The sequence below is a fragment of the Pseudomonas sp. Pse35 genome (assembly GCF_024519715.1).
GTDB classification, from domain to species: domain Bacteria; phylum Pseudomonadota; class Gammaproteobacteria; order Pseudomonadales; family Pseudomonadaceae; genus Aquipseudomonas; species Aquipseudomonas paracarnis.
Window position 1 is genome coordinate 75,857 of sequence record NZ_JALJRP010000006.1, and the last position, 22,129, is coordinate 97,985.

Annotated in this window: 17 protein-coding genes and 1 pseudogene; 8 read left to right on the top strand and 10 right to left on the bottom strand. The window is 61.4% G+C overall.

The annotated features are described in order from the left end of the window. Positions 1–15: 15 nt before the first annotated feature. From phaC (OC445_RS07575) to OC445_RS07615, 9 genes are all read right to left on the bottom strand, one after another. A complete protein-coding gene (phaC, locus tag OC445_RS07575) occupies positions 16–1,698 on the bottom strand; it encodes a class II poly(R)-hydroxyalkanoic acid synthase (protein WP_198798951.1) in 1,683 nt (560 codons plus the stop codon). Between the two features lie 90 nt (positions 1,699–1,788). Next, entirely contained in the window at positions 1,789–2,634 is an 846-nt protein-coding gene (gene phaZ, locus OC445_RS07580) for a poly(3-hydroxyalkanoate) depolymerase (protein WP_019820034.1), read from the bottom strand. 165 nt (positions 2,635–2,799) lie between these two features. Next, entirely contained in the window at positions 2,800–4,479 is a 1,680-nt protein-coding gene (gene phaC / locus OC445_RS07585) for a class II poly(R)-hydroxyalkanoic acid synthase (protein WP_262020037.1), read from the bottom strand. A gap of 249 nt (positions 4,480–4,728) precedes the next feature. Then, positions 4,729–5,106 carry a gamma-butyrobetaine hydroxylase-like domain-containing protein gene (locus tag OC445_RS07590; RefSeq protein ID WP_054919456.1) on the bottom strand — a complete coding sequence of 126 codons (378 nt, stop codon included), beginning with the start codon at positions 5,104–5,106 and terminating at the stop codon, positions 4,729–4,731. Positions 5,107–5,266: 160 nt separating this feature from the next. Next, on the bottom strand, positions 5,267–6,604 hold the full coding sequence (gene hslU, locus OC445_RS07595) for an ATP-dependent protease ATPase subunit HslU (protein ID WP_262020038.1): 1,338 nt from the start codon (positions 6,602–6,604) through the stop codon (positions 5,267–5,269). A 37-nt stretch (positions 6,605–6,641) separates the two neighbouring features. After that, on the bottom strand, positions 6,642–7,172 hold the full coding sequence (hslV, locus tag OC445_RS07600) for an ATP-dependent protease subunit HslV (protein WP_003171209.1): 531 nt from the start codon (positions 7,170–7,172) through the stop codon (positions 6,642–6,644). A gap of 219 nt (positions 7,173–7,391) precedes the next feature. Next, complete coding sequence (locus OC445_RS07605; protein WP_003187899.1) at positions 7,392–8,093, bottom strand: SPOR domain-containing protein; 702 nt, start codon at positions 8,091–8,093, stop codon at positions 7,392–7,394. A 1-nt stretch (position 8,094) separates the two neighbouring features. Next, the gene (gene argS, locus OC445_RS07610; RefSeq protein ID WP_034125570.1) at positions 8,095–9,831 is read right to left on the bottom strand and encodes an arginine--tRNA ligase; all 1,737 of its coding nucleotides are present in this window, start codon (positions 9,829–9,831) and stop codon (positions 8,095–8,097) included. A 204-nt stretch (positions 9,832–10,035) separates the two neighbouring features. After that, entirely contained in the window at positions 10,036–12,255 is a 2,220-nt protein-coding gene (locus OC445_RS07615; RefSeq protein ID WP_262020039.1) for a primosomal protein N', read from the bottom strand. 338 nt (positions 12,256–12,593) lie between these two features. On the opposite strand from OC445_RS07615, the gene rpmE reads away from it, so the two are divergent. The 3 genes from rpmE to OC445_RS07630 all read left to right on the top strand — a co-directional run bounded on the left by rpmE (position 12,594) and on the right by OC445_RS07630 (position 15,099). After that, the gene (gene rpmE / locus OC445_RS07620; RefSeq protein WP_005784030.1) at positions 12,594–12,827 is read left to right on the top strand and encodes a 50S ribosomal protein L31; all 234 of its coding nucleotides are present in this window, start codon (positions 12,594–12,596) and stop codon (positions 12,825–12,827) included. A 14-nt stretch (positions 12,828–12,841) separates the two neighbouring features. Then, positions 12,842–13,648, top strand: coding sequence for a thermonuclease family protein (locus OC445_RS07625; RefSeq protein ID WP_181124062.1), 807 nt, complete (start codon positions 12,842–12,844; stop codon positions 13,646–13,648). A gap of 182 nt (positions 13,649–13,830) precedes the next feature. Next, positions 13,831–15,099, top strand: coding sequence for a malic enzyme-like NAD(P)-binding protein (locus OC445_RS07630; protein WP_262020040.1), 1,269 nt, complete (start codon positions 13,831–13,833; stop codon positions 15,097–15,099). A 212-nt stretch (positions 15,100–15,311) separates the two neighbouring features. On the opposite strand, the gene OC445_RS07635 is transcribed toward OC445_RS07630, so the two are convergent. Further along, positions 15,312–17,774, bottom strand: coding sequence for a penicillin-binding protein 1A (locus OC445_RS07635; RefSeq protein ID WP_405647541.1), 2,463 nt, complete (start codon positions 17,772–17,774; stop codon positions 15,312–15,314). Positions 17,775–18,007: 233 nt separating this feature from the next. Here OC445_RS07635 and pilM point away from each other — a divergent pair, with 233 nt between their 5' ends. From pilM to aroK, 5 genes and pseudogenes are all read left to right on the top strand, one after another. Next, positions 18,008–18,664, top strand: a complete 657-nt coding sequence (gene pilM, locus OC445_RS07640) for a type IV pilus biogenesis protein PilM (protein WP_034125864.1) — start codon at positions 18,008–18,010, stop codon at positions 18,662–18,664. Then, positions 18,661–19,212, top strand: a complete 552-nt coding sequence (locus OC445_RS07645) for a PilN domain-containing protein (RefSeq protein ID WP_127880489.1) — start codon at positions 18,661–18,663, stop codon at positions 19,210–19,212. Before pilM ends, OC445_RS07645 begins: the two co-directional genes overlap by 4 nt. Beyond that, the gene (locus OC445_RS07650; RefSeq protein ID WP_262020042.1) at positions 19,209–20,180 is read left to right on the top strand and encodes a pilus assembly protein PilP; all 972 of its coding nucleotides are present in this window, start codon (positions 19,209–19,211) and stop codon (positions 20,178–20,180) included. Before OC445_RS07645 ends, OC445_RS07650 begins: the two co-directional genes overlap by 4 nt. 138 nt (positions 20,181–20,318) lie before the next feature. Then, positions 20,319–21,575: pseudogene (locus OC445_RS07655) on the top strand (type IV pilus secretin PilQ); the annotation flags it as partial. A gap of 4 nt (positions 21,576–21,579) precedes the next feature. Then, positions 21,580–22,098, top strand: a complete 519-nt coding sequence (gene aroK, locus OC445_RS07660; RefSeq protein WP_003187914.1) for a shikimate kinase AroK — start codon at positions 21,580–21,582, stop codon at positions 22,096–22,098. The last annotated feature ends 31 nt before the right edge of the window (positions 22,099–22,129 follow it).

Sequence of the window (22,129 nt, forward strand, 5' to 3'; positions counted from 1 at the left end):
AGTTGATTGCTGAGCTCAGCGCACGCGCACGTAAGTACCCGGCGCCGCTTCCATCGGTGGGTAATTCTGGTTGCCCAGGGCGGTGAGGGTTTCGCGTTGTACGCCGGAGCGTTTTTGTACCCACTCCAGCCATTGTGGCCACCAACTGCCTTCGACGTGCTGGGCGTCGTAATACCAGGCGCGCGGGTCGCTGCTCAGCTTGAGGTTCTCGACGTAGTTGGCCTTGGGGTTGCCCGGTGGGTTGAGGATGCTCTGGATATGCCCGCTGTTGGAGAGCACAAAGCGCCGCTCGCCACCCAGCAGTTGCGTGGAGCGGTACACCGCGTCCCACGGCGTGATGTGGTCATTGATGCCGGCCACGCTGAAGCTGTCCACCGAGACCTTGCGCAAGTCGATGGGCGTGCCGCATACCTCCAGGCCACCGGGATGGCTCAGGGGGTTGTGCTTGAAGAAGTCCAGCAGGTCGCCGTGCAGGGCGGCGGGCAGACGCGTGTTGTCGTTGTTCCAGTACAGGATGTCGAACGCCGGCGGTTCCTTGCCCAGCAGGTAATTATTGATCCAGTAATTCCAGATCAGGTCGTTGGGGCGCATCCAGGCAAATATCTTGGCCATGTCGCGGCCATCCAGCACGCCTTGCTGGTAGGAGCGGCGCTTGGCGGCTTCCAGGGTTTGTTCATCAGCGAACAATGTTGCGGGGCTGTCGATCTGGCTGTCCAGCAGGCTTACCAGGTAACTGGCGCTGGAGATGCGCCGCAACTGGCGCTTGGCTTGCAGGTGGCCTTGCAGCGCGGCGATGGTCAGGCCGCCGGCGCAGGCGCCCATCAGGTTGACCTCGCGGGCGCCAGTGATGGCCCGGCATACGTTGAGCGCTTCTTCCAGCGCCGCGACGTAGGTGGACAGGCCCCATTCGCGATGCCGCACGTCCGGGTTGCGCCAGCTGACCATAAAGGTCTGCAGGCCGTTTTTCAGTGCGTATTGCACAAAGCTGTTGGCCGGGCTCAGGTCGAAGATGTAGTACTTGTTGATTTGCGGCGGCACTACCAGCAGCGGCTTGGCGTATTGTTTTTCGCTCATGGGCTTGTACTGGATCAGCTCCAGCAGTTCGTTGCGAAACACCACCGAACCGGGCGTGGTCGCCACGGTCTTGCCCACTTCAAAGGCGTGATTGCTGACCTGGCGCGGCAAACCGTTGTTGTGCAGCAGGTCTTCGAACAAGTTGCTCACGCCGCGCACCACGCTGTTGCCGCCAGAGTTGAGCAGCTCCTTGATCGCCAGCGGGTTGAGCAGGGTGTTGGAAGGGGAGACAGCATCGTTGAGTAGGGCGAAGGCGAACTGCGCGCGGGCGCGATCATCGTCACTGAGGGTGCTGTCGTCGATCCACTGCCGTGTCTGTTTTTGCCAGCTCAGATAGGCTTGCAAGCTGCGCCGGTACAGTGGGTTGAGCTTCCAGGTGGGGTCGCTGAAGCGATGGTCCCTGGGGTTGGGTTCGTGCACGGTCTCACCCAGCAGCACGCGGCCCAGCTGGCCGCCCAGGGCCAGGGCGTGGCGGGCGGTGTGCACCGGGTTGCGCAGGCCGTGCGCGGCGACGGTACGCAGGGTCGACAGCAAGTCCCGGCCGCGCAGGCCGGTGATCGCATTTTGCGCGTTGATGAACGCAGCGGGGGTGGGCGCCGGGTTCGTCACGGGTCTTTCTCGCATGAGCCAACACTCCTTCGTCAAGTCATCAAGCAGGCACGCCAATCCAGAACCATAGTAGGTTCCTGGCAAGTTGCGCGGTGGTGTGTTCCTTCACACCGCCGGTCGCGGATGTATCACGGCGCGCAGGCGCTCCTCCTCCAGAAACTTCATGATGATCGGCGCCACGGCTTCGGCCCGGGTGATCAGGAACAGGTGGCCGTCATCGATGATGTGCAACTGTGCATTGGGGATGCGCCAGGCGAGCATGCGCATGTTGACCAGCGGGATCAGCGGGTCATCGTCCCCGGCCAGCACCAGGGTGGGCTGGCGGATCTTGTGCAGCCAATGAATGCTGGTCCAGCCCAGCCCGGCAAACAGTTGCCAGTAGTAGCCCAGCTTGCCGGCCGAGCGCACTTTGCTGGCGTGCTCGGCGGCCAGTTTGGAATCACGGCGGAACGAACCGCCATAAATCATCGGTGCAATGCGCACCACGTGGGACGGCTGGATATAACGCCTGGGGCTTGCCATCAGCCACAAGACCTTCGGTTTGCCCGGCACCATGAAGGCCCCGGCCGCGGTGGCCGCGAGGATCAATTTCTTGCAGCGCTCGGGGTAGTCATACGCAAATTGCTGGGCCAGCGCTCCGCCCCAGGACACGCCCACGGCGTTCACTTGGCCATAGTCGAGGTAATCGAGCATACGCGCGGTGAGTTTGGCCAGACCGGGGAAGCGATAGGGTCGGTTCGGCGTCGAGGAGCCGCCCACGCCGGGCACGTCGAAGGCGATCACTTCCAGGTCCGGGTCCAGGGCCTGGACGAACGGAAACACCAGCTCAAGGTTGGCGCCGATGCCGTTGAAGATCAGCAGCGGGGTCAAGTGCGGCTTGCCCGGGCGTACCGCCGTGCGGATGGTCTGGCCATCCAGGTCGATGGTACGGAAGATGAACGGTTGCGCCATGCTCAAGCCCTGTGAAGTGGTGCTATTGGTCTGTAGGAACTCGGTCAGTGTGAGAGCTGGCTTGCCTGCGATGGCATTCTTTCAGGCCGCGATTAGTGAGCAGGCCCATCGCTATCGCAGGCAAGCCAGCTCCCACATCTGATCTCATTTCAATCACAAGAATGCCTAGCGTTCATGTACATAGGTACCCGGCGCCGCTTCAGCGGCTGCATAGGTTTTATTGCCTAATGTCGTCGGGGCTTTTTTCAGTTTTCCCGCCCGCTCCGCCTGCCACACCTGCCAGTGCAGCCACCACGAATCGGTGTGCTTGGTCGCATTCTCCTGCCACTCCAACGCACTTCCGGCCAGGCCCTCACTGGTCTGGTAGCGTGCCTTGGGGTTGCCCGGCGGGTTGAGGATGCTCTGGATATGCCCGCTGCTGGACAGCACAAACTCGACCTTGCCGCCGAACAACTGCGCTGACTTGTAGCAGGACTGCCACGGCGTGATGTGGTCGTTGGTGCCGGCCAGGGAGTAGATATCGGCGGTGACCTGCTTGAGGTCGATGGGCGTGCCGCACACTTCCAGGGCGTTGGCGCGTACCAGTGGGTTGTTCTTGAACAGTTCGATCAGGTCGCCATGGAACGCGGCCGGCAAGCGTGTGGTGTCGTTGTTCCAGAACAGGATGTCGAACACCGGCGGCTCGTTGCCCAGCAGGTAGTTGTTGACCCAATAGTTCCAGATCAGATCGTTGGGGCGCATCCAGGCAAATACCTTGGCCATGTCGCGGCCTTCCAGCACGCCGGCCTGGTAAGAATGGCGCTTGGCCGCTTCCAGGGTCTGTTCATCCACAAACAGCGCCACCTGGGTGTCCAGGGTGGTGTCCAGCACGCTCACTAGCAGCGTCAGGGCGTTGACCTTCTTCTCGCCCAGCGCCGCGTAGTGGCCCAACAGTGCGGTGCAGGTGATACCGCCGGAGCAGGCACCGAGCATATTCACATCCTTGCTGCCCGTAATCGCCGTGACCACATCCACTGCTTCCTTGAGCGCCTCGATATAAGTCGACAGGCCCCATTCGCGTTGGGCCTTGGTGGGGTTGCGCCAACTGACGATAAAGGTCTGCTGGCCATTGCGCAGGCAGAAGCGCGCCAGGCTCTTATCCGGACACAGGTCGAAGACATAGAATTTGTTGATCTGCGGCGGTACCACCAGCAGCGGGCGTTCGTGTACCTGTTCGGTGATGGGCTTGTATTGGATCAACTCCAGCACATCGTTGCGAAACACCACCGCGCCTTCGCTGGTGCCCAGGGTCTTGCCGACTTCAAAGGCGCCCATGTTGACCTGGCTGGGCATACCGCCGTTGTGCACCATGTCCTTGGCCAGGTGGGAAAGGCCGTCGAGCAGGCTTTTGCCGCCGGTTTCAAAGAAGCGTTTGACCGCCGCCGGGTTGGCCGCGCTGTTGGTGGGGGCCATGGCTTCGGTCATCAGGTTGATCACGAAGTGGCCGCGGCTGATGTCTTGTGCCGACAGGTTGCTGTCGTCGATCCAGTCGTGAAGCTCCTTGCGCCACGCCAGGTAAGTCTGCAAATAACGTTTGTAGAGCGGGTTCTGGCTCCAGGCTGGGTCGCTGAAGCGACGGTCGTCGCCCTCGGGCACCAGCGCGGATTTGCCGAACATCACATTCTTCAATTCAACGCCAAAGTGGGCGACGTGCTTGACGCTGTGCAACGGTTGCTTGATGGCTTGGGTCAGCACCATCTTGGCCGAGGCCAATAAATCCTTTTTGCGTAACGCGATGATCGGGTTCAACCCCAGGGTGTTTTCCGAGGCCTGGCGTTTCAAGTCATCGTTATTCTTGTTACTCATCTACGACGCTCCATTGTCCGAAAGACGAGTACCGGCGATTGCTGCGCACCCTATTTCGATACACGACACCAGCCTGGTACTGCGACTCGGGTGACCGTTGATACCGCATCGTCAAATGCAGGGAACTTGCCAGCTCCATTGGTTACCCGAGTTTATTTTTTTTCGCAAGCAGGCCAATCGTTGGCCACGCGACAGGGCATTCAAGCAGATGAAATTAGAAAATGCGCTCTAAACAGCAAGACCCCTGTGCTAGAGCATCAGCCGCACGACCGACTCACTCGGATCGCGGGTTTTTCCAGCGGCTTTGAGCTCGTCCAGGTAGTCGGCCCATAGAGCGTCCTGACGTACGGCCAGCTGATAGAGATAGTCCCAGGTGAACAGTCCGCTGTCATGACCGTCGTCGAAGGTCAATTTCAGTGCGTACTGGCCGGCGGGTTCCAGCTTGATCAACCGGACGTTGAGCTTGCCGAATTGCAGGATGGGTTTGCCGTGGCCCTGGACCTCGGCGGAAGGGGAGTGCACCCGCAGGAATTCGGCGGGCAACTGGTAGGTTTCGTCTGGCCCGTAGGTCAGGCCGAGGGTATTGGAGGTTTTATGCAGGTTTACAGCAGTAGGAAATTTCGACATTGGAGAAAACCCTGTAGGAACCGGCTCAAAATGTGGGAGGGACCAATGTGGGAGCCGGGCTTGCCCGCGATGCAGGCACCTCGGTGTTTCAGGAACACTGAAGTGATGCTATCGCAGGCAAGCCAGCTCCCACACAAGCCACTCCCATATTGAGTGAGGCTTACAGGATATAACGAGACAAGTCTTCGTTCTGCGCCAATTCGCCCAAGTGGCTGTTGACGTAGTCAGCATCGATCTTGATCGCTTCGCCATTCTGCGCACCGGCCATGTCGCCGGCGCTGAAAGACACTTCCTCAAGCAGGCGCTCAAGCAAGGTATGCAGGCGACGGGCACCGATGTTCTCGGTCTTCTCGTTGACCTGCCAGGCGATCTCCGCCAGGCGCTTGATACCGTCAGCCTGGAATTCGATACCCAGCCCTTCGGTTTTCAGCAGCTCGCGGTACTGCTCGGTGAGCGAGGCATGCGGTTCGCTGAGGATGCGCTCGAAGTCGCCCGGCGTCAGTGCCTTGAGCTCCACCCGAATCGGCAGGCGGCCTTGCAGCTCGGGCACCAGGTCGCTCGGCTTGCTCAGGTGGAAGGCACCGGAGGCGATAAACAGGATGTGGTCAGTCTTGACCATGCCCAGCTTGGTGTTGACCGTGCACCCTTCGATCAGCGGCAGCAGATCGCGCTGCACGCCTTCGCGGGAGACATCCACGCCGCCGGAGTTGCCACGCTTGGCCACCTTGTCGATCTCATCGATAAACACAATGCCATGTTGCTCGACCGCTTCCAGGGTCTTGGCCTTGAGTTCTTCCTCATTGACCAGGCGCCCGGCTTCTTCGTCGCGCACCAGCTTGAGCGCATCCTTGACCTTGAGCTTGCGGCTTTTCTTCTTGCCCTTGCCCATGTTGGCGAACAGGTTTTGCAACTGGCTGGTCATTTCTTCCATGCCAGGCGGGGCAGAGATATCCACGCCGGACACTTCGGCCACTTCGATCTCGATTTCCTTGTCATCCAACTGGCCTTCACGCAGGCGCTTGCGGAACAGCTGACGGGTGTTGGAATCCGACGAAGGTGCGGCGTCTTCGTTGAAACCCATGCGTGCCGGTGGCAGCAGGGCGTCGAGGATGCGCTCTTCAGCGGCGTCTTCGGCGCGATGGCTGACCTTGGTCACTTCCTGTTCGCGCAGCATCTTCAGGGCGGCGTCAGCCAGGTCGCGAATGATCGACTCGACATCGCGGCCCACATAACCGACTTCGGTGAATTTGGTCGCTTCGACCTTGATGAACGGTGCATTGGCCAATTTGGCCAGGCGTCGGGCGATCTCGGTTTTGCCGACGCCGGTAGGGCCGATCATCAGGATGTTCTTGGGCGTTACTTCAACGCGCAGTTCTTCCGGCAGTTGCATCCGGCGCCAGCGGTTACGCAGCGCAATGGCAACGGCGCGCTTGGCATCGTCCTGGCCGATGATATGGCGGTTGAGTTCATGGACGATTTCGCGGGGAGTCATGGACATAGTGTTTGGCGGCCTCAAGCCTGAATAAGCCCAGGGCTTATTCGGCGAGGTCCTGCTCCTCAATGGTCTGATTGTGGTTGGTGAACACGCAGATATCGCCAGCGATACCCAGGGCGGTCTCGACGATTTCACGGGCCGACAGGTCGGTTTTCTTCAGCAGCGCGCTGGCCGCAGCCTGGGCGTAGCCGCCACCTGAACCCATGGCGATCAGGCCATGCTCGGGTTCAACCACGTCGCCGTTGCCGGTGATGATCAGGGAAGCGTCTTTGTTCGCAACCGCGAGCATGGCCTCCAGGCGGCTTAGGGAGCGGTCGGTGCGCCATTCTTTGGCAAGTTCCACAGCGGCGCGCACCAGGTGGCCCTGGTGTTTCTCAAGCTGGCCTTCGAAACGCTCGAACAGGGTAAAGGCGTCGGCGGTTGCGCCTGCGAAGCCGGCAAGCACCTGGCCGTGGTACAGGCGGCGCACTTTCTTGGCGTTGCCTTTCATCACGGTGTTGCCCAGGGAAACCTGGCCGTCGCCGCCCATGACAACTTTGCCGTGGCGACGTACTGAAACGATGGTGGTCAAGGGGAGAGTCTCCACGCAGCGGGGCGAAAATGCCCTGATGGAAACTCATATGGGGGTGGCGAGGGGGATTTCAACCGTAGGAAGGCAGGGCAGACGAGTGGTGATCGTTCCCACGCTCCGCGTGGTAATGCCGCCTTGACGCTCTGCGCCTGCTCTGTGACGCAGAGCGTCAAGGGACACGTTCCCACGCGGAGCGTGGGAACGATCAGTGAGTATGAGTCAGCGGCTCTGGCGTTGTTGTAACAACAGGTTGCTAAACCCGGCGCCGGCCAATTGCTTTTGCGCCACGGTCAGCTGTTCGCGGTTGCTGAACGGCCCCACCAATACGCGATACCAGGTCGCGTCCTTCACCGTGCCGGACTCAACCGATACCGATTGGCCCAACAGAATGATCTGTGCGCGTACACGGTCCGCATCCGCCTGTTTCGGGAACGAGCCCGCTTGCAGGAAGAACTTGGTCACCGGCGCAGCCTTGGTGGCTGCCACTGGCGGTGCTGGCGGCGGCGTGATACCGGCCAGCGCGGCCTGGGCGCGCGCCGTGTCGATTTTTGCCGCTTCCGCTGGGGTTACCGGCGTGGTCGGCACTTGTGGCGTCGGCAGGGTTTTTTCCGGCACGGCGTCAGGCGGCACGATCACTTCCGATTCCGGCAGCAGCGTGTAGAAGTCGTACTTGGGCTTTACCGGTGCGGTCGGGCTCGGCGCGGTCTTGTTGGCTTCGGCGATTTTCGTGGCCTTTTGCTGCTCCTGTTTGACGCGCTTGACGTCATCGCCCTGACCGGGCTCCAGCTTCATCAGAAACACGATAAATGCGCCGACCGTCAGGCCGATGGCCATCCACAGCCAACCCGGAATCGGTTGCTTCGCCGGGGCCTGGTAGCGGCTGGCGCCGCGCTTGGGTGCAGGTTTTTTCTTGGCAGCCAACTTACATACGCTCCAGAGTTTCCAGGCCCAAGAGTTCCAGGCCTTGCTTGAGGGTGCGTCCAGCCAAGGCGGCAAGGCGCAGGCGACTTTGTTTCTGGGCTTCGTCGTCGGCGGTCAGGATCGGGCAGTTCTCGTAGAAACTGGAGAACAGGCCGGCCACTTCGTACAAATAGGTGCACAGGATGTGCGGCGTGCCTTTTTCGCCAACGCTGTTGAGCACTTCGCCAAATTGCGCGAGCTTGGCCGCCAGTTCCTGTTCGTGGACGGCGTCCAGCGCGATCTGGCCTTCGACTTCGCTGAAGTCCTTGCCCAGCTTGCGGAATACCCCGGCCACGCGAGTGTAGGCGTACAGCAGGTACGGCGCGGTGTTGCCTTCGAAGTTGAGCATCAGGTCGAAGTTGAAGCTGTAGTCGCTGGTGCGGTGCTTGGACAGATCGGCGTATTTCACCGCGCCAATGCCCACCACACGGGCGATGTTGCGCAGGTCGGCCTCGGCCAGCTCCGGGTTCTTTTCCTTCACCAGGTTGTAGGCACGTTCCTGGGCTTCGGTCAGCAGGTCGATCAGCTTCACGGTGCCGCCGTCGCGGGTCTTGAAGGGGCGGCCATCGGCGCCGTTCATGGTGCCAAAGCCCATGTGCTCCATGTGCATCGGGTGGGTGACGAAACCGGCGCGACGCGCCACTTCGAACACCTGCTGGAAGTGCAGGGCCTGGCGCTGGTCGACGAAGTACAGCGCACGGTCAGCCTTGAGCACGCCACTGCGGTAACGCACGGCGGCCAGGTCGGTGGTGGCGTAGAGGTAGCCGCCATCGGCCTTGACGATGATCACCGGCAGCGGCTCGCCGTCGGCGGTCTTGAATTCTTCGAGGAACACGCACTGGGCGCCGTTGCTTTCGACCAGCAGGCCCTTGGCCTTGAGATCGTTGACCACGTTGATCAGGTCGTCGTTGTAGGCGCTTTCGCCCATCACGTCGGCCATGGTCAGTTTCACGTTGAGCAGTTCGTAGATTTCCTGGCAATGGGACAGGGAAATTTCACGGAAGCGGTTCCACAGCGCCAGGCACTCTTCGTCGCCGGCTTGCAGCTTGACCACCAGGCCCCGTGCGCGGTCGGCGAACTCTTCAGACTCGTCAAACCGCTTTTTGGCGGCGCGGTAGAAGTTTTCCAGGTCGGCCAGCTCGTTGCTCGTGATCGGGTTTTCCTGCAGGTAGGCCATCAGCATGCCGAACTGGGTACCCCAGTCGCCCACGTGGTTCTGGCGGATCACGGTGTCGCCGAGGAATTCCAGCACCCGTGCCACGCCATCGCCAATGATGGTGGAGCGCAGGTGGCCCACGTGCATTTCCTTGGCCAGGTTCGGTGCCGACAGGTCGATGACCACGCGCTGGCTGTCGCCGGCCTTGCGTGCACCGATGCGCGCATCTGCCAGGGCGGCATCCAGGCGCGACGCCAGGGCCTGGGTGTTCTGGAAGAAGTTGATAAAGCCTGGGCCGGCAATTTCGGCCTTGGTGACACTGGCGTCAGCCGGCAGGGCTGCGATGATTTTTTCTGCCAGGTCACGCGGCTTCATGCCGGCCGGCTTGGACAGCATCATCGCGATGTTGCTGGCGAAGTCGCCATGGGTCTTGTCGCGGGTGTTCTCCACCTGGATCGCCGGCGACAGGCCTTCAGGCAACACACCTTCGTTGACGAGTTGGGTGAGGGCTTGTTGGATCAGCTGGCGAATGGTGTCTTTCATGGTGTTCTCTTTCGACCGCAAGCGGCGGCGCGCGATGCGCAGGTGGAAAAACTGGGCATTATCCGTGGCGAGGGCGGGCTTGCCAACCGTTCAGACTATATGGCGGACCTGCGGGCCTCTTCGCGGGCAAGCCCGCTCCCACATTTAAGGGTATTCACATTTCATAATGTGCGAGCTGGCTTGCCTGCGATGACGTAATTACCCTCAATACAAATCTACCGGGTCTACATCCAACGACCATCGCACTTGCCGACCGCTGGGCAGTTGCTCCAGCTCAAGCATCCAGCGACTTAATAGCCGATGCAGCGGGGCGCGGGAGGTTGCCTGCAAGAGTAGCTGAGCGCGATAACGTCCGGCGCGCCGCTCCATGGGCGCTGGCACCGGGCCGAGTAGTTCGATGCCACTGAGGGCCAGTTCGCCCAATAAACGCTCAGCGGCGCTGCAGGCCTCATCAAGAAAGCCTTCGGCCTGCCCGGGTTTGTGGGCTTCGGCACGCAGCAGCGCCAGGTGCGCAAAGGGCGGGAGGCCGGCGGCGCGGCGTTCGCTCAAGGCCTGTTCGGCGAAGGCAAAGTAGCCTTGTTCCGTCAGTTGAATCAGCAGCGGGTGGTCGGCCAGGTGCGTCTGGATAATCACCCTGCCTGGCTCTTCGGCCCGCCCGGCGCGTCCTGCCACCTGCACGATCAACTGCGCCATGCGTTCGCTGGCGCGAAAATCCCCGGAGAACAACCCACCGTCGGCATCCAGGATCGACACCAGGGTGACCCGTGGGAAGTGATGCCCTTTGGCAAGCATCTGCGTGCCCACCAGGATGCACGGTTGGCCTTTGTGTATGGTGGCGAACAGTTGGTTCATGGCGTCTTTGCGCGACGTGCTGTCGCGGTCCACCCGTAGCACCGGGTAGTCCGGGAACAGAATGCCGAGGCGTTCTTCGGCGCGCTCGGTGCCGGCGCCCACGGGCCGCTGGTCCACCTTGCCGCACTGCGGGCAATGGCGCGGTACCCGTTCCACATGGCCGCAGTGATGGCAGCGTAACTCGCCGTGGCGCTGATGCACCGTCATGCGCGCATCGCAGCGCTCGCACCCGGACATCCAGCCGCAGTCATGGCACAGCAACGTCGGGGCAAAGCCGCGGCGGTTGAGAAATACCAATACTTGCTGGCCGGCGGCCAGGGTCTGGCCAATGGCCTGTTGCATCGGGCCGGAAATACCGCTGTCCAGCGGGCGGCTTTTCACGTCCAGGCGCAGGAAGCGCGGTTGTTTGGCGCCGCCAGCACGCTCGTTCAGGCGCAGCAGCCCGTAACGGCCGGTGTAGGCGTTGTGCAGGCTTTCCAGGGACGGCGTGGCCGAGCCCAGCACAATCGGGATGTCTTCCTGGCGGGCGCGTACCAGCGCGAGGTCGCGGGCGTGGTAGCGCAAACCTTCCTGCTGTTTATAGGAGCCATCGTGCTCCTCGTCGACGATGATCAGCCCGGGGTTTTTCATCGGCGTGAACAGTGCTGAGCGCGTGCCGATAATAATGTCGGCCTCGCCATCCCGCGCCGCCAGCCACGACTCCAGGCGTTCACGGTCATTGACTGCCGAGTGCACCAAGGCGATCCGGGCATTGAAGCGTTGTTCGAAACGCGCCACGGTCTGCGGGCCCAGGTTGATCTCGGGGATCAGCACCAGTGCCTGCTTGCCCGCCTGCAGGGTTTCGCGGATCAGTTGCAAATAGACTTCGGTCTTGCCGCTGCCGGTGACGCCGGCCAGCAGGAATGCATGGAAACTGTCGAAACCGGCGCGAATCGCCTCATACGCGGCGCGTTGCTCGGGGTTCAGCGGCAACTCCGGCTGGGCCAGCCAGTGTTCGTGGCGCGGGTCCGGGGCGTGCTTGCGGATTTCCACCTGCACCAGGCCCTTGGCCAGCAGCAGGTCGAGGCTGTCTTTGCTCAGCATCAGCTTGCTTAATAGCTGATGGGCCACGCCGTGTGGGTGCTGTGCCAAGGTGGCCAGGGCCTCACGCTGGCGCGGGGCGCGGGCGATGCGCGGGTCGTCGAGGCGTGCGCCCGGCACCATCGACCAGAAACGCTCCTGGCGCGCTTCGGCCAGTTCGCCCTGGCGCAGCAGCACCGGCAGCGCCCAGCTCAAGGTATCGCCCAGGCTGTGTTGGTAATACTGCGCGGTCCACAGGCACAGCTTGAACAGCGCGGGCGGCAGCGGTGGTGTGGCGTCGAGCAGGGCAATTGCCGGCTTGAGCTTTTCGGCAGGCACTTCGCTGTGGTCGGTGACTTCCACCAGAATGCCGATCATTTCCCGGCGTCCGAACGGCACGCGCACGCGCATGCCCGGCTGCAACTGCGCACGCGACACGCCGGGCGGGGCCCGGTAATCGAACAGGCGGCGCAGAGGCGAGGGCAGGGCTAGGCGCAAAATGGCGTCGGGCACGCGAGGAGTCTCATCTATTAAGGCAAGCGGTGGCGCAGGGGCGGGAGCCTAGCAGACCGGGGTTGTCACGTCTCCAGTACTGGAACCGGATCTTGTGGGAGCTGGCTTGCCTGCGAAAGCGCTAGTGCAGTAACAGATGCAGTGACTGACACACCGCCTTCGCGGGCAAGCCCGGCTCCCACATTGACGGCGGTGTGTGAGGAATATCTGATGAAAGGAAGTTTTCGACCATTCCCGCCGCTTGCGTGATTAAAAAGGTCTGGTAGAATCCGCGGCCTAATTACGTGCGGTATTCGACAATAGTGTCGAGTGGCGGCACGCTAGCCCGAGGAAGTGCCATGAAAGCCGATATCCATCCAGCGTACGAAACCATCGAAGTCACCTGCAGCTGCGGCAACAAGTTCGAAACTCGTTCGAACCTGTGCAAGCCACTGGGTACTGACGTATGCAACGAGTGCCACCCGTTCTACACCGGTAAGCAGAAAACTCTGGACACCGGCGGCCGCGTACAGCGCTTCGCAGATCGCTTTGGTGCTTTCGGCAAGAAGCCTGCTGCTACTCCAGCAGAGTAAGGTTCAAGAGCCTTATGGGCTTTTACCCGCTGTTGAAAAAGGCGTCCCTTGTGGGCGCCTTTTTTGTGCCTGGGATTTGGCTGGCGACCGCTCAGGCCAACCCCTTCTGCCCCGCCCCGGCGGCCATCGTGCGTGTGGAGGTACAGCGTGTGGTGGATGGCGACACGGTGCGCCTCAAGGACGGTCGCAGCGTGCGCATGATCGGCCTCAACGCGCCGGAAACCGGCAAGAAGGGTCGCCCTGACGAGCCATTCGCTGTCGCCGCCCGTCAGCGCCTGCAGGCGTTGGTCAAGGCCAGCGATGGGCGTGTCGGCCTGGTGGCGGGGCGCGAAGGCAAAGATCATTACGGGCGCACCCTGGCTCACCTCTACGGCGCCAATGGCGAGAATCTGGAGGCGCAACTGCTGGCCGAGGGTTTGGGGTACCAAGTGGGCGTCGCGCCGAATGTCGACCTGATGGCCTGCCAGCAGGCGGCCGAAAACAGCGCCCGCCAGGCACGGCTCGGCCTGTGGCGCCAATCGCCAGTGCACAGCGTGGCGAATCTCAAGCGCTCCGGGTTTGCCCTGGTGGCCGGTCGGGTCAGCAAGATCGAGCGCAATCGCGGTGGAATCTGGATTGAACTGCAGGGTTCACTGGTATTGCGTATTGCGCCCGAGCTGATCAGCCAGTTCGATACGGCCATGCTCGATGGTCTGCAAGGCCGCACCATTGAGGCGCGCGGTTGGGTGCAGGATCGAGCCCGCCGTGGCGGCCTGAAAAAAGGCCAAGCGCGCTGGCTGTTGCCAATAACCGACCCCGGCATGCTGAAATCGGCGCTTTGAATAAAAAATTGTAGACATTTTTTATTTCGATTGTGAACAGTTGAGCCCTTATATCCCGTGGCTCTTGGCCAAAAGTCGTAGCGCAGGGCCCTTGACACCTGTGACTGCCCAGTCTTGTAGGGACTTTACGACACGCGTATCCTCGGCGGTCCGTCGACCAACAGTAAAAGCGGAATGCCGATATGTCTGATTTGAAAACTGCCGCTCTCGAATACCATGCCCATCCTCGTCCAGGAAAGCTGAGTGTAGAGCTCACCAAAGCCACTGCCACTGCCCGCGACCTGTCGCTGGCCTACAGCCCTGGTGTTGCCGAACCCGTACGTGAAATCGCCCGTGACCCAGAGCTGGCGTACAAGTACACCGGCAAAGGCAACCTGGTTGCAGTGATTTCCGATGGCACCGCGATTCTGGGCCTGGGTAACCTCGGCCCATTGGCTTCCAAGCCAGTCATGGAAGGCAAGGGCGTGCTGTTCAAGCGCTTTGCCGGCATCGACGTTTTCGACATCGAAGTCGATTCCGAAAGCCCGCAGGCGTTCATCGACACCGTCAAGCGCATTTCCATCACGTTCGGTGGCATCAACCTGGAAGACATCAAGGCACCTGAGTGCTTCGAGATCGAAAAGGCCCTGATCGAGCAGTGCGACATTCCGGTATTCCACGATGACCAACACGGCACCGCGATCGTTACCGCAGCCGGCATGATCAACGCCCTGGAAATTGCTGGCAAAACCCTGGGCGAGGCGAAAATCGTCTGCCTGGGCGCCGGTGCCGCGGCCATTTCCTGCATGAAGCTGATCATCAGCATGGGCGCCAAGCTGGAAAACATCTACATGGTCGACAGCAAGGGCGTGATTCAGTCCGAGCGCACCGACCTGAACCAGTACAAGGCGATGTTTGCCCATCCGTCCTCCAAGCGCACCCTGGCTGACGCCCTCGACGGTGCCGACGTGTTCGTTGGCCTGTCCGGCCCGAACCTGCTGAGCGCTGAAGGCCTCAAATCCATGGCGCCGAACCCTATCGTGTTCGCCTGCTCCAACCCGGATCCGGAAATCTCTCCAGAACTGGCCCACGCCACTCGCAGCGACGTGATCATGGCCACCGGCCGTTCGGACTACCCGAACCAGGTCAACAACGTATTGGGCTTCCCGTTCATCTTCCGTGGTGCCCTGGACGTTCGCGCCAAGCGCATCAACGAAGAAATGAAAGTGGCCGCTGCCAACGCCCTGCGTGAACTGACCAAGCTGCCGGTACCTCAGGACGTGTGCGACGCCTACGGTGGCGCCAAGCTGGAATTCGGTCGTGAGTACATCATTCCGAAACCAATGGACAAGCGCCTGATCACCCTGATCTCCGATGCCGTGGCCAAGGCCGCTATCGAGACTGGTGTGGCTACCCTGCCGTATCCAAAGAACTACCCGCTGCAAAGCGTGGATGATGTGTTCAACGGCTAAGCCGTTGTAGACACACCCGCAAAAAAAGCCCCGCCTGAGTGATCAGTCGGGGCTTTTTTGTGGCTGATGTCCCGTGGCTGATCTTTCCCACGCTCTGCGTGGGAATGCCCACCTGGACGCTCCGCGTCTGCTTTTAAGATCGTGACGCAGAGCGTCACAGGATGCATTCCCACGCGGAGCGTGGGAACGATCGGCCGATCAGCGTGATCAGGTCAGAACAAATCGATCGGCGCGCCTTCATCCGCCGGCAGCGGGCTGCCCGGCACTGCGCCGTTGCCCAGTTCGTTGACCGATGGCGGTGTGTCTTCGCTCTTGAACAGCTCGAAGTACGCATTCGGCGTGCTCGGTGAAGCTGCGCGGCCACTGATCGGGTCAATGCGCAGGCTGAGGATGCCTTCTGGCTCTGGCTGGGTGTGCAGCGGCTTGTCCTTGAGCGCTGCGCCCATGTAGCTCATCCAGATCGGCAGGGCGACGGTGCCACCAAACTCGCGGCGGCCCAGGCTTTCAGGCTGGTCATAGCCGGTCCACACGGTGGTCACGTAGTCGCCGTTGTAGCCGGAGAACCACGCGTCCTTGGACTCGTTGGTGGTACCGGTCTTGCCAGCGATATCCGCACGGCCCAGAGCCAGTGCGCGGCGGCCGGTGCCCTTCTTGATCACGTCTTGCAGGATGCTGTTGAGGATGTAGGTAGTGCGGCCGTCCACGATGCGCTCGGCAACCGCTGGCGCTTGCGGTTCGGCCGGTGCGCCGGCGTTTGCGGCCGACGGTGTGCCTGGCGTCGCCTCGATGGTGATACCGCCGTTGCTCGGTACCGCAAGCCCGTCGGTCGCGGCCACACCATTGACCACATCGCCGGGTACCCGTGGCGGGTTGGCGGTGAACAGGGTGTCGCCATTGCGGCTTTCGATCTTGTCGATCAGGTACGGCGCGATCTTGTAGCCGCCGTTGGCAAAGGTGCTCCAGCCGGTGGCGATTTCCATCGGCGTGAGGGTCGCGGTACCCAGGGCCAGGGACAGGTTTGGCGGCAGGTCCGACTTGGCGAAGCCAAAGCGCGTCATATAGTCGATGGTCTTGCCTACGCCCATCGCCTGCAACAGGCGGATCGACACCAGGTTGCGTGACTTGTACAGCGCCTCGCGGATACGGATCGGGCCGAGGAACGTGTTGGTGTCATTCTTCGGACGCCAGACCTTGTCCAGATATTCATCGACAAACACGATTGGCGCGTCGTTGACCAGGCTGGCGGCGGTGTAGCCGTTGTCCAGCGCGGCACTGTAGACAAACGGCTTGAAACTGGAGCCCGGCTGGCGCTTGGCCTGGGTAGCGCGGTTGTAGTTGCTCTGCTCGAAGGCAAAGCCGCCGACCAGTGCGCGGATCGCACCGTTCTGCGGGTCCAGGGACACCAGAGCGCCCTGGGCGAGCGGCACCTGGCTGAATTTGAGGCTGTCATCCTTTTGGCGTTGCACGCGGATCAAATCACCCACCTGGGCCACGTCGGATGGCTGCTTGGGCATCGGGCCCATGCTGTTGGTGTTCAGGAACGGGCGTGCCCACTTCATGCTGTCCCAGGCTACATGGGCTTCGCCAGAGCGGGTCAGCACTTGGATGCCGTCCTTGGTTACCTGGGTGACGATGGCCGGGTCCAGGCCGCTGATCGAACGCTGTTTGCCCAATTCGGTGGTCCAGGCACTCAGGGTCTTGCCCGGCAGGCGCGACTCGGGACCGCGGTAGCCGTGACGCTGGTCATAAGTGATCAGGCCTTCATGTACCGAATGGTTGGCGATTTCCTGCAAGTTGCTCGGCACCGTCGTGGTGACGCGGAAACCTTCGGTGTAGGCCTCGCTGCCATAACGGCCAACCATCTCGGCGCGGGCCATTTCAGCGATATAGGGTGCATTCACTTCTGGGGTCGGCACGTGATAGCTGGCGTTCAGCGGCTCGGCTACGGCACTTTCATAAGCGGCCTGGTCGATCTTGCCCAGTTTGTACATGCGGCCCAGGATCCAGTCACGGCGTTCTTTACTGCGCGCCGGGTTGGCCAGCGGGTTGAAGCGCGACGGTGCCTTGGGCAGGCCGGCAATCATGGCCATTTGCGCCAGGCTGGCGTCACGAATCGACTTGCCATAGTAGACCTGGGACGCGGCCTCGATGCCGTAGGCGCGGTTGCCCAGGTAGATCTTGTTGACGTACAGCTCGAGGATTTCATCCTTGGTCAGCTGGCGTTCGATCTGCAGCGCCAGCAGGATTTCGGTGGCCTTGCGGGAAAAGCTGCGCTCGCTGGTGAGGAAGAAGTTCTTCGCCACCTGCATGGTGATGGTGCTGCCGCCCGATTGAATGTGTCCGCTTTTTACCAATTGCGTGGCTGCACGCACCAGGCTGCTGGGGTCTACGCCGTAGTGGTTGGCGAAATTATCGTCTTCGGCAGACAGCAAAGCGCTGATGAAATTGGGTGGAATGTCGGCGAAACGGATCGGTGTGCGGCGCATTTCGCCGAACTCCGCGATCAGTTTTTCATCGCTGCTGTAGACCCGCAAAGGAATCTGCAACTGGATACTTCTGAGGGCCTCTACGGAGGGCAAACCCGGACTAAGGTAGAGGTAGGCCCCGCTGAATACGAGCAGCAGCCCGCAGACGATGGCGACAATGGAGTACCCGAAAAACTTCAGCAGACGAATCAAGGCTTTTGGATTTCCAGAGAAAAGAAAGAGTTACGCGTCGGGGCATGCATGGCAAACGATGGATCGACCCGGGCAGCAGATAAAAAGCGGGAAAAAACGCTGGGCATTAAAGCATTTTTCGGCTTGGGGCGTCATTCGCGAGCCTTGAACAAGCCGACCGAATGCAAGGTGCCTGGCAGCAATCAGGCGAGATGACAGCCGGTATGACAGGGAAAGTTTTGGGGAGTTTTATGGGAAAGGGATTTTTCAGGCGAAAAGTCGACACGGTGTTGGGGGTCGATATCAATGACAGCGGCATCAAGCTGATCGAACTGGGCCGTTCATCAGGCGGTTTCAGCGTCCAGGGCTACGTTATGCAAATGCTGCCGCCCCAGGCGGTGGTGGACGGTACCTTGCTGGATCTTGAGGGTGTGGGCCGTATGCTGCAACAGGCACTGTCGCGCCTGGGTACCTCGGCCCGGTACGCCGCCGTGGCGGTTGCGGGCCCGTCGGTAATTACCCGGCTGATTGACATGGACGCCGGCCTCAGTGATGAGGAAATGGCCTGGAAGATCCAGATGGAAGCCGACCAGTTCATCCCCTATCCATTGGACGAGGTGGCCATCGACTTTCAGGTTCAAGGGCCATCGGCTCAAGGCCCGCAGTGGGTAGAGGTGATGCTGGCGGCGTGCCTGCGTGAGCAGGTCGAAGCGCGCGAGGCGGTTTTGGCCCTGGCGGGGCTGGTGCCGCGGGTGGTCGATGTAGAAGGGTTTGCATTGGAGCGCGCTTGCCTTCAGGATTTTGCCAGCTTCACGCCGGGTCATAGAGTCGATGGTGCACAATGGGCCTTGGATGCCCAAGGGATGGGAGTGGCTTGCGGGCTGGCCCTTAGGAGTTTCGCTGGATGACACGAATCAATCTTTTGCCTTGGCGCCAGGCCCTCGCGGAGCGCAGGCGCAAATACCTGTTGGTGCTATTGCTGGCGTTTGCCTGCGTGGCGCTCGCGGCACTGTGGTTGGCTGATCAAGTGATCGACCAGGCGATAGACCGGCAGGTAAGCCGCAACAGCCGCCTGGAAGAGCACATCGCTACCCAGGACTCGCGGATCAGGACTATCGACGACTTGCAGGCGCGAAGCCAGCAACTGGCCGAACGCATGAAGGTGGTTCAGGACCTGCACGATGCCCGCTCTTCCGGTGCCCGATTGTTCGAGCAATTGGCTCGCTCGGTGCCTGAAGGTGTCCATCTGCATGAGGTGGTTGCGAACGGCGACACCATCAGCATTCGCGGCACGGCAGAAAGCAACCAGGATATCGCCCGTTTGATGCAGCAACTCAAGCCAATCCACGGCTCCAGTTCGACCCGTCTGCAGCGCGTGCAAACCGAAGGTGCACGCGGCGAAAGTGAATTCCAGCTGATGGTGCGCCAGGGAGAGTCCAGCGAGGCGCAACCATGAGCCTGCCCAGGCTCGATTTTTCCACGCTCTCTTACAACGCTGTCAAATGGTCCCTGCCGGGCAAGGTGCTGCTTGGCTGTGTGCTGGCCGGCCTGGTGCTGGTGCTGGGCGAGGTTTCGCATGGGGGGCCGCAGCGGGAGCGATTGCACGGGCTTGAGGCGCGGGAGCAGGCGCTGCAGCAGCAACTCACAGAAAAGACCGGCCTGGCCGCGAGCCTTGAGGTGCGCACCCGGCAAGTCCGGAGCATGGAAGACAATCTCGCCAGCCTTCTAGGGCAATTGCCCGGCGAGTCCGAGCTGCCTGCCGTGCTGGAAGACATCGCCCGGCTGGCGTCTGCCCATGGGGTGTGGGTCGAAGGCATCACCGTGCTGGATGAAGCGCCTCGGCAGCTTTATATCGAACAACCCATGCAGATAAGCGCGTCCGGGGTTTACCACGACCTGGCGACGTTTGTCAGTGCCTTGGGTGGGTTGCCACGGGTCGTTACCGTGCAGGATATTGCGCTCGGGCATCAGGGCGCCTTGTTGCGTCTGAACATGCTCGCCAAGACCTATCGCAGCACCCTGCAAAACGGCAAGGCCCGTCAGGTGCTCGACCCAGGGCCGCAATTTGTCTACGAACCCTCGTCCTTGCGCGACCCGTTCACGCCGCCCGCCTTGCAGGCGCCGCACGTTCCGGGCCGCCCGGCCTTTGCCCCGGATTTCACCCGGCGACGGGGACTGTTGGAGGGTATGCGCCTCGATCAGTTCGAAATGGTCGGTACGTTGTCCCGTGGTGCGCAGGCCTTTGCCTTGTTGCGGGCTGGGGCCAGGGTGTATCGGCTGGCGGTGGGTGATTACCTGGGGCCGGACCATGGCCAGGTCACGGCCATTCAAGACGCTGCTGTCGAGCTGGTGGAGCTGTTTCCCGATGGACAGGGCGCCTGGCTGGAACGCCCGCGAACCCTTGTGCTGAACGTCAACTCATAACGGAATCAAACAATGAAAAGGACCTTCTCGTCCTTCGGTGTGGCGCTATGGATAGCGTTCACGGCACCGATGGCTGCTGCTGTGCCCAATCGCCTGGACCTTATCCAACTGCCGCCGCCCGACAGTGCCCAGCCGGTCAGCTATACAGGCGCCAAGCTGACCCTGAATTTCCAGGACATCGACCTGCGCGCGGTCTTGCAGCAAATTGCCGATGTCGCCGGGCTCAACCTGGTGACCAGCGATGAGGTGCAGGGCTCGATCACCCTGCGGCTCAAGGATGTGCCCTGGGACCAGGCTCTGGACCTGGTACTGCAAACCAAGGGCTTGGACAAGCGAGTCAAGGCGGGCGTGTTGCTGGTGGCGCCCGCCGATGAATTGGCTGCTCGCGAGCTGTTGATGCTGGAGTCGCGCAAGCAGATGGCCGAGCTGGCGCCCTTGCGTCGGGAGCTGCTGCAGGTCAATTACGCCAAGGCCGCCGACCTGGCCAAGCTGTTTCAGTCGGTGACCGGCTTTGAGGGCGCCACCGATGAGCGCGGTTCGGTGGCGGTGGATGACCGCACCAACAACATCATCGCCTACCAGACTGGCGAGCGGCTCGAAGAGCTGCGGCGCATCGTGGCGCAACTGGATATCCCGGTACGCCAGGTCATGATCGAGGCGCGGATTGTGGAGGCCAATGTCGACTACGACAAAAGCCTGGGTGTGCGCTGGGGTGGGCGGCTCACCCGCGGCAACGGCGGCGTTGGCGGTATTGCCAAGCCGCCGGCGGAGGGTGCCGAGCCGCCGCAAAACCCACCCAGTTCACCCTTTGTCGACTTGGGGTCGCTGGCCGGAACCTCGGGCCTGGGGATCGCCTATATCACCGACAACCTGTTGCTGGACCTGGAGCTGACCGCCATGGAAAAAACCGGCAACGGTGAGATCGTCTCGCAGCCCAAGGTCGTCACCTCCGACAAAGAGACTGCACGCATCCTCAAAGGCACCGAGATTCCTTATCAGGAATCCACCTCCCAGGGCGCCACCTCGGTGTCGTTCAAAGAGGCTTCGCTGTCGCTTGAAGTCACGCCGCAAATCACCCCCGACGACCATGTGATCATGGCGGTCAAGGTCACCAAGGATGAGCCCGACTACCTGAACCGGCTCAATGACGTGCCGCCGATCAAGAAAAACGAGGTCAACGCCAAGGTTCTGGTCAGGGATGGCGAGACCATCGTCATTGGCGGGGTTTTCTCCAACACCCAGAGCAAAGTGGTAGATAAAGTGCCATTTTTGGGCGATGTGCCGTATCTTGGCCGCCTTTTCCGGCGCGATGTGCTGGCGGAGAAAAAATCCGAGCTGCTGGTATTCCTGACTCCGCGTATCATGAATAACCAGGCGATTGCTGTGAGTCGTTGATTCTGTGCGAAATTTGATTCTTGTAGGGCCGATGGGGGCTGGAAAAAGCACCATCGGCCGTTTGCTGGCCAAAGAGCTGCGCCTGCCGTTCAAAGATTCCGACAAGGAAATTGAATTGCGCACGGGTGCCAATATCCCATGGATCTTCGATAAAGAAGGCGAGCTGGGCTTTCGTGACCGCGAGCAGGCGATGATTGCCGAGCTGTGCGGCTGCGATGGCGTGGTATTGGCGACCGGCGGTGGCGCCGTCATGCGCGATGAAAACCGTCGAGCGCTGCATGCCGGTGGTCGGGTGGTGTATTTGCACGCGTCGGTCGAACAGCAGGTGGGCCGTACCGCCCGTGATCGCAATCGCCCGTTGCTGCGCACCGCCGACCCGGCGAAAACCCTGCGGGACCTGCTGGCGCTGCGCGATCCGCTGTATCGGGAAATCGCCGATCTGGTGGTGGAAACCGATGAGCGGCCACCTCGGATGGTCGTACTTGACATCCTTGAGCGCCTGCAACGGTTGCCACCCCGTTAAAGCCTGGCCCGAAATGCGCTATTCTCGGCGG